The sequence below is a fragment of the Enhydrobacter sp. genome (genome assembly GCF_030246845.1).
Lineage (GTDB): Bacteria > Pseudomonadota > Alphaproteobacteria > Reyranellales > Reyranellaceae > Reyranella.
Genome location: NZ_CP126889.1, coordinates 3,574,590 through 3,589,287, shown reverse-complemented (window position 1 = coordinate 3,589,287; position 14,698 = coordinate 3,574,590). Strand labels below are relative to the sequence as shown.

Genomic DNA, 14,698 nt, shown 5'->3' with positions numbered 1-14,698 from the left:
CGCTCTTCACCGCCGCGCCGCGGCCACTGCATGGTCACGGCAGAATGCCTTTCCGGGCGGTGATCATCGTGGTTATGTGGGTCAGCAGTTCGGGGGCGGCGGGGGCATTGGCAAGACTGGCAACTATTCAGGGATTGAGAGCGATCGCCGCGCTGAGCGTGCTGTTCTTCCACATTCGCCTGATAGGCGTCGGCTACTTCGGTGTCGACATCTTCTTCGTGATCAGCGGATTCATCGTCTGCTATGTCGCCGACCGGCAGCCGGACCATTTCCTGGCCAAGCGCCTCATCAGGATCGTGCCGCTCTACTGGGTGGCGACTGCCGCAATGATCGGCGTGGCGATCACTCTTCCCGCACTCCTGCAATCCACCGAGGTGACCGCGACCGCCGCCGTAAAATCATTGCTGTTCATTCCGTACGAGCGCGCCACGGGAATGGTTCAGCCCATCCTCTTCCTGGGATGGACGCTCAACTATGAGATGTTCTTCTACGTCCTGTTCGGGGCGTGCCTCGCCGTCTGGCCGAAGCATGCGCCGATAGCGTGCGCCAGCATGTTGACCGGACTGTCCCTGCTGGGCCAGGTGGCCCATCTGGATCTGCCGTGGAGCTTCTGGTGCAATCCCAGGCTTCTGGAATTCGTCGCCGGCATGGTCGCCTTCTACCTTTATTCCAGGAAGCTCGCGGTGCTGAAGGCGGTGCCGGTCGTGCTCGCGCTTGGCGTCGCCGTGGCATCCGTCGGCCTGATGGCCTTGCAGACCACGTCCGGCTCGAAGCTCTACGACGTGGCTGTCTGTGGACCGCTCTCGTTCGTCCTCGTCCTATCCGCCCTGTCCCTGGAAGGGCGGATGAGGGTCGCCCCGGTCGTGATCCTGATCGGCGATGCCAGCTATTCGCTCTACTTGCTGCATCCCTATGTCGTGCGCGCCGTCGAGGAAGCGCTGGTCCCGCTGACGACCTACTCCGTCAAGGCAATCGCAGCCTCGGTCGTCACGATCATCGTGAGCATCGTTGTTGCCGTCATTTGCTACTGGACGCTCGAAAAGCCGACCAACAGCTGGCTGCGCCGCCACCTTACGCGCACGGTGGCCCGCACCGCATAGGGTACGTGCGGCCGGTCGGGAGCCAGGCACCGGGCGCCTGGGAGCGGATTTGGGGTCGCGTCTCGGGGCCGCAGGCCGTCACGTGCACCGCGTTCGGGTTGCGGAGTCTGCGTATTCTGTATCGGCGCATGGGCAGAAAGATCTCTCCTATGCGATGATCGGGACCTTACACTGTCGGTGCGCACGTGGAAGATGATGTGGGGGTGAGGACATGGTTGCTGCCATGGCCGAGGGTGTCTCTCTCCGCAAGACCAAGCACGCCGTGCAAGCGCTGCTTCCGCAGGCGGTGCTGAATTGGCGCGAGGCGCGCTATCTTCAGAAATACGGCGAGATCGAAATGCGGCTCGTCGATCTCTTCTGCCGGGGCGACGAGGATGCGATCGATGTCGGAGCCAACTGCGGCGGCTACGTCCATTTCATGCGGCGCCATGCAAGGTGCGTCGTCGCCTTCGAGCCGGTGCCGGAGTTCGCGCGCCTGCTCCGCACAAAATTCGCAGACGACGTGATCGTCGAACCCATCGCCCTCTCCGACCGTGCCGGCGAGGTCGAGCTCTACATTCCCGTGATCGACGGCGTGAGAGTCTGCGGCGGCTCCAGCATCGCCTTGTCGGCAGTGACCGGCTATGCGATGCGCGATGTCATCCGGGTCCGTACGGCCCGGCTCGACGAGCTCTACAAGGGGACTGTCGGCTTCATCAAGATCGACGTCGAAGGTCATGAGCAAGCGGTTCTGGAGGGGGCGGTCGCTACACTGCGGCGGTGCCGGCCTCGCTTGCTGATCGAGATCGATGAACGCCTGTCAGCCGGCGGTATGGCCCGCACCGTGGCCTTCCTCGCCGGCCTCGGCTATCGCGGCTACTACGTGCATGCCGGCCGGCTGCACGACATCGAAACCTTCTCTGCCGCCGCGCTGCAGAAGCGGTCCGATATGCCGGACATGACCGCGATGCTGCACGAGCGCGCACCGCTTGTCGACTATGTCAACAATTTCGTCTTCCTGCCGCCCGGCGAGCCGGCGGAGACGACGATGGCAATCCGCGACCGCCTCGCCCGTCTCTGAGCCAGATCACGGTCAGCCCGAGGCCGAGGGCCGCAGCAGCTTGCCCGACGACATGAGCGCCTGGATCTCGCGCCGCGTCTCGGGCCACGCCAGCAATGCCAGCGACATCGCCGACAGTGCGACGGCCACCGTTGCCGCCAGCGCCGCCACCGTCGGCGCCTGCAGGAACTCGCGCAGGGCGCCCACCGAAACCGCGACCGCGAGTGCGGCGGTGGCAGGCGGCGCGATCGCTCGCCAGATGACCCCGACCGGCACCGGGCCGCGCCGCGTCGCGAGCCAGAAGGCAAGCGGCATGCGGACGAGCACGCCGACCGCGGCGAGCGAGGCGGCGACGCCGTCGACACCCCAGTGCAGACCGGCGAGGATGGAGACGACACAGAGCGAGGCATCGATCAGATTTGACCGCAGCATCTCCGTGGTCCGTGCGTGCGTGAGATAAAGAAGGCCCGCCGATTGCGCCACGGGGAGCGAGGTCGCGGCGATGCTGAACAGCACGACGAGCGGCACCGCCTGCTCCCAGGAGGGACCGAACAGGATGCCGACGACCCAGTCGGCGGTGACGGCCGATAACGCAAAGGCGGGCATGGTGAGAAGCGCGATCTTCTGCATCACCTGGCCGAACAGCGAGCGGTAACGCGCCGGCTGGTCGACCAGCCGGCTCAGCGCCGGCATCGCCGCCGCATAGACCGGCGCACCGACGGCATTGACCGGCATCATCAGCAGGCGGGTCGTGCGCTCGTAGAGGCCGAGCAGCGCCGGTCCCCACAGCCAGCCGATCAGGATCTGGTCGATGCTGCGCGCGAAGGCAACCGCAAGCTGGCTGGCCGTCACCGACGCGCCATAGCCGAGCAGCGCGCGCACGCCTGCGGTCGGACGCGGGAGGTCCGGCCGCCAGCGGCACAAAAGCCAGCTCCCGGCCAGCAGCAGCAGCGGTCCGCACAACCGCTGCACCACCAGCGCCCAGTAGCCGGCGCCCGCGAGCGCAAGCCCGATGCCGGCGGCGAAGCTCACGAAATCGCCCGTCGTCTCCAGACCGGCGATGGTGACAAACCGCATCTGGCGGCGCAGCAACGCCCAGTGCTGGACCGTGAGGCCGCTTGCGACAAAGGCGAGCGACATCCAGCGCGCGACGTCGGTGAGCTCGGGTTGTCCGTAGAAATCGGCGAGCAGCGGAGCGGCAAGAAACAGCCCGCCGCCCAGCGCCGCACCCATGCCGGAATTGATCCAGAACAGCGCGGAAACCTGCGCCTGCGTGATGTCGTGCTTCTGGATGGTCGCGGCGGAGAGGCCGAATTCCTTGACGAGGTCGAGGATCGTCCCGATGGCCGCCACCATCGCCAGCAGGCCGAACGCCGAAGGCGGCAGCAGGCGCGCGAGCACCACCAAGGTGCCGATCTGGCCGAGCACACGGACAGCCTGGGCCGAAAGCAGGACAGCGCCGCCGCGCCGCGAGCGGCGACCGGCATCCGCCACGAGATGACCGACCTCAAGCTCCGCGTCAGGCGACGCGGCGCTTTTCCGCAGCGACATTCTCGAGGAACCAGCGGTAGGTGAGCGCGAGCCCGTCCTTTAGCGAGGTCCTGGCGGTCCAGCCCATCGCATTGATGCGGCCGACATCCACCACCTTGCGCGGTGTGCCGTCAGGCCGCGACGTGTCGAAGCGCAGCGTGCCCTGGTAGCCCACCGCCTCGCACACCAGGCGCGCGAGATCGGCGATCGGCACGTCCTGGCCGGTCCCGATATTGACGATCCCCTCGTCGGAATAGTTCTTCATCAGGAAGACCATGCCGTCGGCGGCATCGTCGACATAAAGAAGCTCGCGCCGCGCCTGACCTGTGCCCCATACCTCGATGTGCGGCGCGCGCGACAGCTTGGCCTCGTGCGCCTTCAGGATCAGCGCCGGCACGACGTGGCTCTGCAGACGGTCGAAATTGTCGCCGATGCCGTAGAGGTTGGTCGGCATCACCGAGATGTAGTCGCAGCCATGCTGCCGCCGATAGGCCTGGCCGAGCTTGATGCCGGCGATCTTGGCCACGGCGTACCATTCGTTGGTGGGCTCCAGCGGCCCGGTCAGCAGCGCGTCCTCCGGGATCGGCTGGGGCGCCAGCCGCGGATAGATGCAGGACGAGCCCATCAACAGCAGCTTCTCCACGTCCGTCTTGCGGCAGGCCTCGACCACCGTGGTCTCGATGGCGAGGTTGTCGTAGATGAACTCCGCAGGCCGCGTGCTGTTGGCATGGATACCGCCCACCCGTGCCGCCGCCAGGAACACCGCCTGCGGGCGCACGTCGCGCATCCATTTCTCGACCTGGTCCGGCCGGCGCAGATCCACCGACTCGCGCGGCGCCGTCACGATCTCGCAGCCCTCGCCCTGCAGGCGACGCACCAGCGCGCTGCCCACCAGGCCGCGGTGCCCGGCGACCCAGACCCGCTTATTGCGCAGCGTGTAGGACGGGTTCATGACGGGCTCCGGTGGCGCGCAGGATCAGGCGGTCGGCCTCGACCATCTCGGCGACCAGCTCCGGGAAGGTGGTGCGGTGCTTCCAGCCCAGCTTGGCCGCCGCCTTGCTCGCGTCGCCCAGCAGCAGGTCGACCTCGGTCGGCCGGAAATAGGCCGGATCGAGCGCCACCAGCACCTTGCCCGTGCGCGTGCATACCCCCGTCTCGTCGACCCCGCTGCCGCGCCATTCGATGCGCCGGTCGATCTGCCGGAAAGCCAGCTCCACGAACTCGCGCACCGTGTGCGTCTCGCCGGTCGCGAGCACATAGTCGTCCGCCTCGTCCTGCTGCAGGATGCGCCACATCCCCTCGACATAGTCCCGCGCATGGCCCCAGTCACGCTTGGCGTCGAGGTTGCCGAGGTAAAGTCTCTCCTGCATGCCGCGCTCGATCGCAGCGACCGCCCGCGTGATCTTGCGGGTGACGAAGGTTTCGCCGCGGATCGGCGACTCGTGGTTGAACAGGATCCCGTTCGAGGCGTGCATGTTGTATGCCTCGCGGTAGTTCACCGTGATCCAGTAGGCGTAGAGCTTGGCCACCGCATAAGGGCTGCGCGGATAGAACGGCGTCAGCTCCCGCTGCGGCGTCTCGCGCACCTTGCCGAACAGCTCCGAGGTCGAGGCCTGGTAGAACCGCACCCGGTCCTCCATGCGCAGGATGCGGATCGCCTCCAGCATGCGCAGCGTACCCAGCGCATCGGTGTTGGCCGTGTATTCCGGCGTCTCGAAGCTCACCTGCACATGACTCTGGGCCGCGAGGTTGTAGACCTCCGTCGGCCGGACCTCGCCGATCAGCCGCAGCAGATTGGTCGAGTCGGTCATGTCACCGTAGTGTAGGAACAGCCGCACGCCCGCATCGTGCCGGTCGCGGTAAAGATAATCGATGCGCTCGGTGTTCAGTGACGAGGATCGCCGCTTGATGCCATGGACGATGTAGCCCTGACCCAGCAGGAAATCCGCCAGGTACGCCCCGTCCTGGCCGGTGATGCCGCTGATCAGAGCGACCTTGTCCGCTTGCTTGAACATGTAATGCAGCCTTCCTGTCTCAGGAGAATAGGATTTTTTCGGCGACACGGTCCCAGGAATATGTCTGGACCGCATGGCGCTGCGCAACCGAGGCCATGCGCTCGAGCCGGCCGGGGTCGGAGAGCGCGGCCACGATGGCGTCCGCCAGCGCGTCGGGGCTGGCACGGTCGACGAGGAAGCCGTGCCGGCCGCCATCCACCAGCTCCGGCAGGCCGTTGCGGGCAAGGCCCATCACCGGCGTGCGCGAAACCATCGCTTCGAGATAGACCTGTCCCCACGGGTCGTTCAGCATCGGCTGCACGAGCAGCGTGGAGTCGCGGTAAAGCCGCTGCAGCTCTTCCCATGGCAGATGGTCGCGCAACTCGATGCCCGGGCAATTCTCCACATGGGCCCGGCTACGCTGATCGCCCACGATCGTGAGCGTAAGATCGGGCCGGCGCCGACGGGCCTGGCGGAAGGCCTCCACCAGGAGAAGTCCCCCCTTGGCCTGGAACAGGTGCTTGGCAACGAACAGGAGCTTCGGCCGGGAATAGTCCTTGCTGCCGTGCCAGGGCTCGATCGATCCCATGCCCGAGCCGACCGCGGTCACACGATCAGGCGAGAGTCCGTAGTGGGAGATCATGTTGTCGCGCACGTACCGACCGAAGGTGAATACGTGGGCGACACCGTCAAGCGACTCACGCTCGGCCCGCTCGAAGGCCTCTCGTGCACGGCGCGTGTAGTAAGGCGCATGCACATGATGTTCCACCGCAAGCGCCCAAGTGTGATCGCAGTAGAGGTAGTGCCGGATGCCGGTATCGACGTCGAGCCCGGGCAGAAGGTCGAGCGTGCCCGTGTGCAGGACGTGATGTACGCCGAGACTCCTCGCAGCCTCCGAGACACGGGCGGCGAGTCGCCGGCGGGTGGCCCGGCTGCGCAGCACCTGCTCGCCGCTCCGCGGCCGGCCACGGCCAGCCAGCAGGTCGCCCGCGGCGATGCCGAGTTTCGTCAGCTTGCCGATCTGTGGATGAATGGCCTTCACCTCGACGCCGAGGCGGGCGAGGCCGGAAGCCACGTTGGCAGGCGCCCCCGACCACGTCCGCCGCTCGAGCGGATTGCCGAAGACTGAAGTGATCGCGACTTGCTCGAAGCGAGGCTTGCGGGAGGTCGTCACGGCGTCGGGTGGGACCGTCGTGTCCATGACGGGCAAGAGACATCGCGCCCGCTGTTTGGGCAAGTGATCAACCTGTGACGCCTTTCTCGCAAGTGCGAACGCCACAGATTGGTCACATCGTCGCTGCAAGCTCAACGTCGATACTCTACGCATGTTCGGGACAGTCGACGAACTGTTGCATGACGATGTGCCGGATCGCGCCGCCGCGTCAGCGGTGAGCTTCAGGAAGAAGCTGTTCTACTTCTGCTCCGAAGTAAGCGATGCCACGACGCTGAAGCGCATCCAGCAATTCATCGATCACGGCTTCGATATCACCGTGTTCGGCTTCCGCCGCACGCGTTACAACACGGGCTACGAGCCGACCTGGCCGTACGTGCCGCTCGGGCTCACGGTCGACGGACGGTATTGGCACCGGCTGCGCGCGATGATCGGCGCCTTGCCCGCCATTCTTGCCAATCGCCGCCGCGTCAAGGGCGCGGCGGTCTTCTATGCGCGCAACCTCGACCAGCTTGTGCTGGCGCTGTTCGCCCGGCTCGTCGCACTGAGCCGCGCGCCCATCGTCTACGAGGTGCTCGACATTCCGCCGTTCCTCGCCGGACGCAGCCCGGGCTCGATGCTGCTGCGCTGGATCGAGCGCCTGTGCCTTCACGGCGTGAAGCTTCTCGTGCTCTCCTCGCCCGCATTCCATCGTCAGTACTACGCGGCGACGCAAAAATATCGCGGGCCGTGGTTCCTGCTCGAGAACAAGCTTCATCCCTCCATCGCCGCGGTCGACCGGCCGGCCGCCGATGCGCCGGCGCGGGAGAGGGGCCGCCCCTGGGTCGTCGGCTATTTCGGCCTGATCCGCGGCCAGGGCACGTTCGACCTCATGACGCGGCTTGCCGAACGGCTGAAGGGGCGCGTCGTCTTCAGGTTCCGCGGCGCGCTCACGACGGTCGATGCCGCGAAGTTCCACACCGCCATCGCGCGCTTGCCCAACATGGAGTTCGGCGGCCCCTATCTGCCGCACCAGGATCTGGCGGCCCTCTACCGCGACGTCGACTTTGCCTGGGCGCTCGACCTCGAGCATACGGACCACAATTCGCGCTGGCTGATGCCGTGCCGCTTCTACGAGTCGGGCTATTTCGGCGTGCCTTGCCTCGCCGTGCGCAGCTTCGAGGTGGGCTCCGTGCTGGAGCGCCATCGCATCGGCTTCACCTTCGAGCGGCCGCTCGAGGATCAGCTCGTGCATTTCTTCGAGACCCTGACAATCGGCGACTACGAGCACATACGGGCCCGACTGCGCGCCGTGCCGCGGGAGATGTTCGTGGCCAGCGACGACGCGACCCGGCTCTGCACGCTCATGGAAGGGCTGCCGCGGTCGCCGCGCGATTGACCATCACGCAGTCGAATTCGACGAGCCGCAGGGAGCGGTCGCGGCTCACCGGGTAAAGACCGGTGATGTCGAAGCCACGCTCGTTGAGATGGCGGATCGTGTCCATGTAGCCCGGCATGCCTTTGTAGATGCCGATGACCGAGGCCTCGGTCTGCAGCGCACGCATCTCGCCCAGGGTGTTACGCGCGCCCTGCAGAACCTCCATGTCGAACCCCTGGGTATCGAGCTTGAGATAGGGACGCTCGAAGCCCAGCCTCCGCCGCAGCGCCGGCACGACAAGATCAAGCGTCCGGACCGGGACATGCTCGACACGGCACGGCACGTTCAGCCCATCATAGTCGTGCAGGCGGCTGTTGTCGGGCTGCAGGAAGGAGCTGAACTGGCCCGACACCATGACGTTGATCGGAAGGCTGCCATCCCGGGCGCCCAGCGCATAGCCCTCGATGTACCAGGTATCGTCGGCCCGGGCGCGCTCGCGCAGTAGCTCGACGTTCTGGTTCACCGGCTCGAACGAGACGATGGGACCGCCGTACAGCACCTTGTCGCGCAGGAAGTCGTGGTACTGGCCGACATTGGCGCCGACGTCGAGCACGCAGTCGACCTTCAGGAAATCGAGCAGGGCCCGGAGATGAAGGGCAAAGTCGCGCTCCTTCACCTCGCGCAAGGGGACGATCTCGTAGCCCAATGCACGACTGACCTTCAGCACGGAATCCTTGACGATCTTCAGCATCGCATGAGCATTTGCCAGAGCACGGTGTTCTTGCGCGCGTTTTTCCTCGGCTCTCCGGTCACGCCACGAGCATCTTGGCGATGTGCACGACATCGAGGATGAAATGCCGGAGATCGGCGAAAAGCATGCCAAGGTCGAAGGTGACCAGGAAGGCGACGCCATAGAAAGCGGCCGGATGCGTCTTGGAGAAGCCGACCACCCGATCGGGAAGGCGCATGCGGCCGATCAGGCGGCAAAGAACGACCATCACGACGACGCCCAGCACGGCACCGGCGATGACATCGCTCGGAAAGTGATAGCCGAGATAGACTCGCGGCAGGTCGATCACGAGCACCGTCCACAGCATCGCCGCCACGCCGAGCCAGCGTGAACGCCGCCAGAGCGGCACGCTCAGTGCGAAGAACAGCATCGAATGGTCGCTGGGGAAGGAGCTGAAAGTGTTCAGGATCGACGGATCGACGCCCTGGGGCACGTGCACGCCGAGCCCGGGCGTATGCAGTGGCCGCAGATGGAACGGCAGCGCAACCTGCAGGCCGCGCGAGAGGATGGCCGTGGTGATGGCGGCGAACAGTGCCACCACCACGTCGCGCCGCTGCACGGCGTTGCGGTCGAACCAGAGCCACCAGTACAGCGCAAGGAAAACTCCGCCCTTCACCAAATTGGAATCGCTGAGGTCGTATACGAACTTGTCGATGACCGCGTTCTGCCCGGCCGGATGGTTGATCCAGAGCAGGAGATAGCGGTCCCAGTCCAGCCAGTGCGTCATTGCTCTCCCCGGCCGTCACGAAACCGTAACCTGACGGCCACAGTGCCACTGTAACATCGATGCTCGGAAAACCGTCACTTTCGTATAGTCGGTCGTTTAACGCTACCCTATGCCGGTCTGGCAGAGGGACAGCGAAACAGTTGCGTCGCCGGCGTGGTACTATAGATAGGTCGGCCTTTCGGAGGCCCTTCCGGCGAGGTGAGTAGCATTGCCGTTGTTGCACATAGTTGATGGCAAGACTGTCGCGCCCGGGAAACGAACGATTCTTGCGCGCTTTGCCGATTTTCTTTCCAGCCCTTTCACCTCGGCTTGGCGACACCGTGATCTGATCGACGCCGTCCTGCGGCGTGAGCTTGCGGAGCGGTTCAAAGGATCGGCCGCGGGCTGGGTCTGGGCGATCACCGCCCCGCTGCTGTCGCTCATCGTCTACACCATCGCCTTTGCCGGCGGCCCGGTGACGTTGCCCGGCGGCGGCCAGTCGCCCTCCAAGTTCGACTATGCGCTCTTCATCTTCGGCGGTCTGATCGCGTTCAATCTTTTCACCGAGATGGCTTACCGCGCGCCATCGCTGCTGCACGAATATGCGCATTTCATCAAGCAGACCATCTTTCCGGCGGAGATGCTGCCGATCATCTCGACGCTGCGCGCGACGTTCTATGCCACGATCGGCCTCGTGCTGATGCTGATCGCCCAGTTCGCCCTGAGCGGCACGCTGCATCTCACCGTACTGCTGCTGCCGCTCTGGCTGGTGCCGTTCGTCGCCTTCCTGATCGGCCTCACCTGGACGCTCTCGGCCGCGGGCGCCTTCACCCGGGACACCGCCTATCTGATGATGACCGTGGCGCCGCTCCTGATGTTCGCCACACCCGTGTTCTTCTCGACCGACACCTTCTCGCCGACCCTGAAGCTCGTCTTCTACGTCAATGTCCTGACCGGCTTCATCGAGGTCCTGCGCTATCTCGTGGTGTTCGGTCAGCTTCCCAACCCGTGGGTCTGCCTGTGGGTCCTGTTCTGCTCGGTGGTGACCTTCTATTTCGGCTTCTGGTTCTTCGGCAAGCAGCGGGACAGCATCGCCGATGTCATCTGAACCCGAAGTGGTCATTCGCGCCCGCCATCTCAGCAAGGCCTATCGTCTCTACGCCAACGAGCAGCAGTGGATGAAGCAGGTCCTGTTCGGATCCTGGCGCACCTACTACCGCTCCTTCTGGGCGCTGAAGGACATCAGCTTCGAGGTGCGCCGCGGCGAATCCGTGGGCATCCTCGGGCGCAACGGCTGCGGCAAGTCCACCCTGCTCCAGATCGTCTGCGGCATGCTGCGACCGACGGGCGGCGAGATCTGGGTCAACGGCCGCATCGCGCCGGTGCTGGCGCTCGGCGGCACGTTCGATTCGGAATCGACGGGCCGGCAGAACGTGCTGATCGGCGGCGCAGTGCTGGGGCTGAAACGACACGAGATCCTGGCACGGATGGACTCGATCGCCGAGTTCGCCAGCATCGGCGACTTCATCAACCAGCCGGTCAAGCTCTATTCGGCCGGCATGCGCGTGCGGCTTGCCTTCGCGATTTGCGCCCACATCGATCCGGAGATCCTGGTGGTCGACGAGGCGCTCGCGGTGGGCGACGCCGCCTTCCAGCGCAAGTGCACGGACTGGATCGACAGCTTCCGCAAACGCGGCACGCTTCTCTTCGTCAGCCACTCCACGGCCGAGGTCGTACGGCTGTGCGATCATGCCTTGTGGATCGACGACGGGCGCGTGCGGGCGCAAGGCGATACGCAGGACGTCGCCCGCGCCTACGGCAAGGCGCTGCGCGTCGAGCACGACGACATGAAGCGATTCTCGGCAGTCTGAAGGGCTCGGCGCGATCGCCGTTGGCGGCGCCTGGAGGACCCACACCCGACCCTCGCCGGCGCCGCACCGCGCTTGCAACGGTCAAGGAAGGCTCGCGGCGGACAAAGCCTTCCGCTGTCTTCCGCCACGAGCCAGTGACCTTGTTGGGGTCCCACCTGTGACCGCGCGTTCGTGCCGCCGCCTCGACCATATGGCAAGAGGCGTCGGAAAGTGGGACGCTGCGACGAGATCGAGCAGCGGAGAGGTCTTTGAAAACGTATCACAGCGTCGCGTTGTCTCTGCTTGCGGGTTCGGCCCTCGGGGCCGGCGCCATGCAAGCCCTTCACGCCGCCGCGAAGCCTCCGGCCTATGTCGTCAGCGAGGCCGACGTCATGGATGTGGCATCGTTCAACAAGGGCTACCTGCCGTTCGCCGCCAAAGCCCTCGTTGCCGCCGGCGGGACCTTCATCGCCCGCGACGGCAAGGCCGAGTCGCTTTACGGCGTTCCCCCCAGGCACATCTCGATCATCAGGTTCGACAGCCTCGCGAAGGCGGAAGCTGCGCTCAATTCGCCCGCCTACAAGCAGGTGAAGGATAGCGGCGATCATGCCGCCGACTTCCGCATCTACGCCGTCGAAGGCTTGCCTCCCGAGGAGATTGGCCGGAAATGAACCGGGTCTTCCCGGCCGCTATCCTTCCGTCGGGCCCTACGGCATCGCGGGCTGGCCGACGAGGGCCGGCTGCTTCAGGAAGATCCAGCGCAGATCGGGCATGCGGCTGGTGGCGGAAGCGCAGAAGCGCAGACCATCGGCATCCAGCGCTTCGGTCGCCGAGACCACGGCATCGACCGGCAATCCCCGCGCCACGAAATGGTCGAACACGACCGCCGCTTCGCCGACCGACTCGCAGCCCACGACATCGTCGCCGTTCAGGCGCAGGCCGTCCTCGATGGCGACGCGATGACTGCGGTTGCCTTCGATCAGCAGCACGCTCAGTGCGCGCGCCGCGGCCTGGCTTTCCTTGAGACCGACCGGTGGAGCCGTGACGGCAGCCCCGGACAGCATGGTGACGAACGCCTGCGGCTCATAGCGCCGTGGCATCCGGACGGCCCGGACCGCGCCGAACCGGTCGAACAAGGCCCTTTCGAACCGCGCCGTCGCGCGATGCGGCAGCCGGCTGCCGAACAAAACCGTATCCGGCGCCGCTTCGGCACAATCGACGTAGCGCAAGACTTCGTCCGCCTCTTCGAGCGAACTGCAGACAGTGACACGGAAGCCGGCCTTCAACAGCGCCCGCACCATGGCGACACGCTGCTGGTCGTCGCCTTCAATCAACAAAATATCGCGCTTCATGACTATACCTTTGGTTCAAAGAGCATTCGAAATGGGGCAACCGTTGGCCCGGGACGAGAAATTGCGAGACTTCAGAAAAACCGATGGGTCACGAAAGTAAAAGCAGAGGTCACAGAAAAATCACCCCAGCCATCAATGATTTCGGCAACTATGGCCTACTCTTGTTATTAGTGTGTGCCTTTGTAGCATATCGCAAAGCAGGTGCAAATAGGATCGTGGACTGACGAGCCTGTTGCACTGCGTGTGAATAGAAACCATCAAAATCGCGCCTCCGGCTGGCGTTCGACTGGAGCATCAGGACCCATCCGGTGAGCCGTCTCTGCTGGCGGCGTTGCGGCGCCCCATACGACAGAGATATCTGACGCGCTCAATCCATATATTGGAAGGATGATCGCTGCGGACAGAGACTGTGCCGGACAATTATCCCGGAGGCGCCGATGACCGACACCCTCACGCCGCTGATCCGCGACCTGCTCCAGTGGATCGCCAAGGCGCCGCGCACGCAGGCCGACGTCCTCGAGAGCTGGCGCACCTCCTGCCCGCGCCTGCCGGTCTGGGAGGAGGCGACAGACCTCGGCTATGTCGCGCGCAAGGGCCGGATGGTCGAGCTCACTCCGCGCGGTCACGCCTTCCTCGAGGCCCGCGACGAGAACGACCAGTGAGAGTCACGACATGCAGGCGGCCGACCGACTGACGAACGCTTCATGCCGCAGAGATGCGGGCTGATCCTCGGTCAGGGGGCCTCCCTCGCCCTGCTTTGGGCCGCCGGCAACAATTCGTGATATTCTGTCGATTTGGGTGCTGGAGAGTCTTCGAACGGCCGATGACGACTGCTGTTCCCTTGTCGAGGATCGCGGCTGCAATGCGGGCGTCCAATGCGCTGCTGCTCGACATACTGACCGAGATGGCTTTTGGCGACGATCCGCTCGATCGCATCATCCTGATCGCCATCGCCGAGGCCAATGTCGCCGCCGTGGCGAGCGACCCGGATCTGTCCTGCCGCTACAGCACGCTCGGCGCCCCGCCGCCCGACGAGATGCGGCAGCCCGTGAGCGTCAGCGCGGTGGCGGCGAAGACCGGCATGGCCTTCGAGACGATCCGGCGCCGCATCCGGCAGCTCGCCGAGAAAGGGCTTTGCGAGGTCGACGCGTCCGGCGTGCGCGTTCCCACGCGGGTCGTCGCCCGTGTCGAGAACGACGCCGCGCTGATGGAGATTTGCGGCCTGACGCGGGCGCTCTACCTGCAGCTCAGGAACAATGGCTGCCTCGGGGAGCTGGTGGACAGGAGCATCCCGCCGTTCGCGGGCACGCCGCCGGTCCGCACCGTCGTCCGGCTCGCCTTCAGCCATTTTCTGCGCATGATGGCGGGGCTGGTGCGCGCGATCGGCGATCTCACGACCGCGCTGATCCTGCTGGCGACGCTGCGCGAGAATGCCGAGCACACGGCCGACCTGCCGTCCGCTGTCGTAAGCCCCGGGCTGATGCCGGATGCCCTCAAGGTTCCCGCCAGCACCGCCACGATCGCCGCCATGCTGGAGCTCAGCGAGGCGACCGTCGGACGGCGACTGACGCGGCTGGTCCGCGAAGGCCGATGCCTGAGGCGCAAGGGCGGCGTGATCGTGGCGGCCGCCTATGTCCAGCGCCCCGAGATCATGGCTCTGCTGGAGTTCAACTACACCAGCCTCCTTCGCCTCTTCGAGCCGCTGCGGCAGCCCGGGATCCTGGCGGCATGGGAGGCCGAGCGCGAGCGGTAGCCGCGCGACCGACCGCAGCGGCGCCGGCTTCTTGTCACAGGCGACCGCTCCACCCC

General features: G+C 65.5%; 15 protein-coding genes. 8 read left to right on the top strand and 7 right to left on the bottom strand.

Annotated elements, in window-relative coordinates; all coding sequences use genetic code 11:
• Nucleotides 1-134 precede the first annotated feature (134 nt).
• Both OJF58_RS17985 and OJF58_RS17980 read left to right on the top strand, forming a co-directional pair.
• Nucleotides 135-1,100, top strand: a complete 966-nt coding sequence (locus tag OJF58_RS17985; protein WP_300779086.1) for an acyltransferase — start codon at nucleotides 135-137, stop codon at nucleotides 1,098-1,100.
• A gap of 211 nt (nucleotides 1,101-1,311) precedes the next feature.
• Nucleotides 1,312-2,160, top strand: coding sequence for an FkbM family methyltransferase (locus OJF58_RS17980; protein WP_300779085.1), 849 nt, complete (start codon nucleotides 1,312-1,314; stop codon nucleotides 2,158-2,160).
• Between the two features lie 12 nt (nucleotides 2,161-2,172).
• Here OJF58_RS17980 and OJF58_RS17975 read toward each other — a convergent pair whose 3' ends face one another.
• Genes OJF58_RS17975 through OJF58_RS17960 form a run of 4 tightly spaced genes read right to left on the bottom strand, consistent with a single transcriptional unit; the run spans nucleotide 2,173 to nucleotide 6,864 of the window.
• Entirely contained in the window at nucleotides 2,173-3,633 is a 1,461-nt protein-coding gene (locus tag OJF58_RS17975) for a lipopolysaccharide biosynthesis protein (protein ID WP_300779084.1), read from the bottom strand.
• A gap of 25 nt (nucleotides 3,634-3,658) precedes the next feature.
• On the bottom strand, nucleotides 3,659-4,621 hold the full coding sequence (locus OJF58_RS17970; protein WP_300779083.1) for a GDP-L-fucose synthase: 963 nt from the start codon (nucleotides 4,619-4,621) through the stop codon (nucleotides 3,659-3,661).
• Entirely contained in the window at nucleotides 4,593-5,684 is a 1,092-nt protein-coding gene (gmd, locus tag OJF58_RS17965; protein ID WP_300779082.1) for a GDP-mannose 4,6-dehydratase, read from the bottom strand. Before gmd ends, OJF58_RS17970 begins: the two co-directional genes overlap by 29 nt.
• 19 nt (nucleotides 5,685-5,703) lie before the next feature.
• On the bottom strand, nucleotides 5,704-6,864 hold the full coding sequence (locus OJF58_RS17960) for a glycosyltransferase family 4 protein (RefSeq protein ID WP_300779081.1): 1,161 nt from the start codon (nucleotides 6,862-6,864) through the stop codon (nucleotides 5,704-5,706).
• 124 nt (nucleotides 6,865-6,988) lie between these two features.
• Between OJF58_RS17960 and OJF58_RS17955 the strand changes: the two genes are divergently transcribed.
• Nucleotides 6,989-8,212, top strand: a complete 1,224-nt coding sequence (locus tag OJF58_RS17955) for a hypothetical protein (protein WP_300779080.1) — start codon at nucleotides 6,989-6,991, stop codon at nucleotides 8,210-8,212.
• On the opposite strand, the gene OJF58_RS17950 is transcribed toward OJF58_RS17955, so the two are convergent.
• Complete coding sequence (locus tag OJF58_RS17950; RefSeq protein ID WP_300779079.1) at nucleotides 8,178-8,942, bottom strand: FkbM family methyltransferase; 765 nt, start codon at nucleotides 8,940-8,942, stop codon at nucleotides 8,178-8,180. The genes OJF58_RS17955 and OJF58_RS17950 overlap by 35 nt on opposite strands.
• Nucleotides 8,943-9,000: 58 nt before the next feature.
• Nucleotides 9,001-9,708 carry a phosphatase PAP2 family protein gene (locus OJF58_RS17945; RefSeq protein WP_300779078.1) on the bottom strand — a complete coding sequence of 236 codons (708 nt, stop codon included), beginning with the start codon at nucleotides 9,706-9,708 and terminating at the stop codon, nucleotides 9,001-9,003.
• A 214-nt stretch (nucleotides 9,709-9,922) separates the two neighbouring features.
• Between OJF58_RS17945 and OJF58_RS17940 the strand changes: the two genes are divergently transcribed.
• From OJF58_RS17940 to OJF58_RS17930, 3 genes are all read left to right on the top strand, one after another.
• Nucleotides 9,923-10,795, top strand: coding sequence for an ABC transporter permease (locus OJF58_RS17940; RefSeq protein ID WP_300779077.1), 873 nt, complete (start codon nucleotides 9,923-9,925; stop codon nucleotides 10,793-10,795).
• Nucleotides 10,785-11,558, top strand: coding sequence for an ABC transporter ATP-binding protein (locus OJF58_RS17935; RefSeq protein ID WP_300779076.1), 774 nt, complete (start codon nucleotides 10,785-10,787; stop codon nucleotides 11,556-11,558). Before OJF58_RS17940 ends, OJF58_RS17935 begins: the two co-directional genes overlap by 11 nt.
• A 311-nt stretch (nucleotides 11,559-11,869) precedes the next feature.
• Entirely contained in the window at nucleotides 11,870-12,208 is a 339-nt protein-coding gene (locus tag OJF58_RS17930) for a DUF1330 domain-containing protein (RefSeq protein WP_300779075.1), read from the top strand.
• A gap of 36 nt (nucleotides 12,209-12,244) precedes the next feature.
• Here OJF58_RS17930 and OJF58_RS17925 read toward each other — a convergent pair whose 3' ends face one another.
• The gene (locus OJF58_RS17925) at nucleotides 12,245-12,889 is read right to left on the bottom strand and encodes a hypothetical protein (RefSeq protein ID WP_300779074.1); all 645 of its coding nucleotides are present in this window, start codon (nucleotides 12,887-12,889) and stop codon (nucleotides 12,245-12,247) included.
• Nucleotides 12,890-13,326: 437 nt separating this feature from the next.
• Here OJF58_RS17925 and OJF58_RS17920 point away from each other — a divergent pair, with 437 nt between their 5' ends.
• Entirely contained in the window at nucleotides 13,327-13,551 is a 225-nt protein-coding gene (locus OJF58_RS17920) for a hypothetical protein (RefSeq protein WP_300779073.1), read from the top strand.
• A gap of 200 nt (nucleotides 13,552-13,751) precedes the next feature.
• Nucleotides 13,752-14,642 carry a hypothetical protein gene (locus OJF58_RS17915; protein ID WP_300779072.1) on the top strand — a complete coding sequence of 297 codons (891 nt, stop codon included), beginning with the start codon at nucleotides 13,752-13,754 and terminating at the stop codon, nucleotides 14,640-14,642.
• The last annotated feature ends 56 nt before the right edge of the window (nucleotides 14,643-14,698 follow it).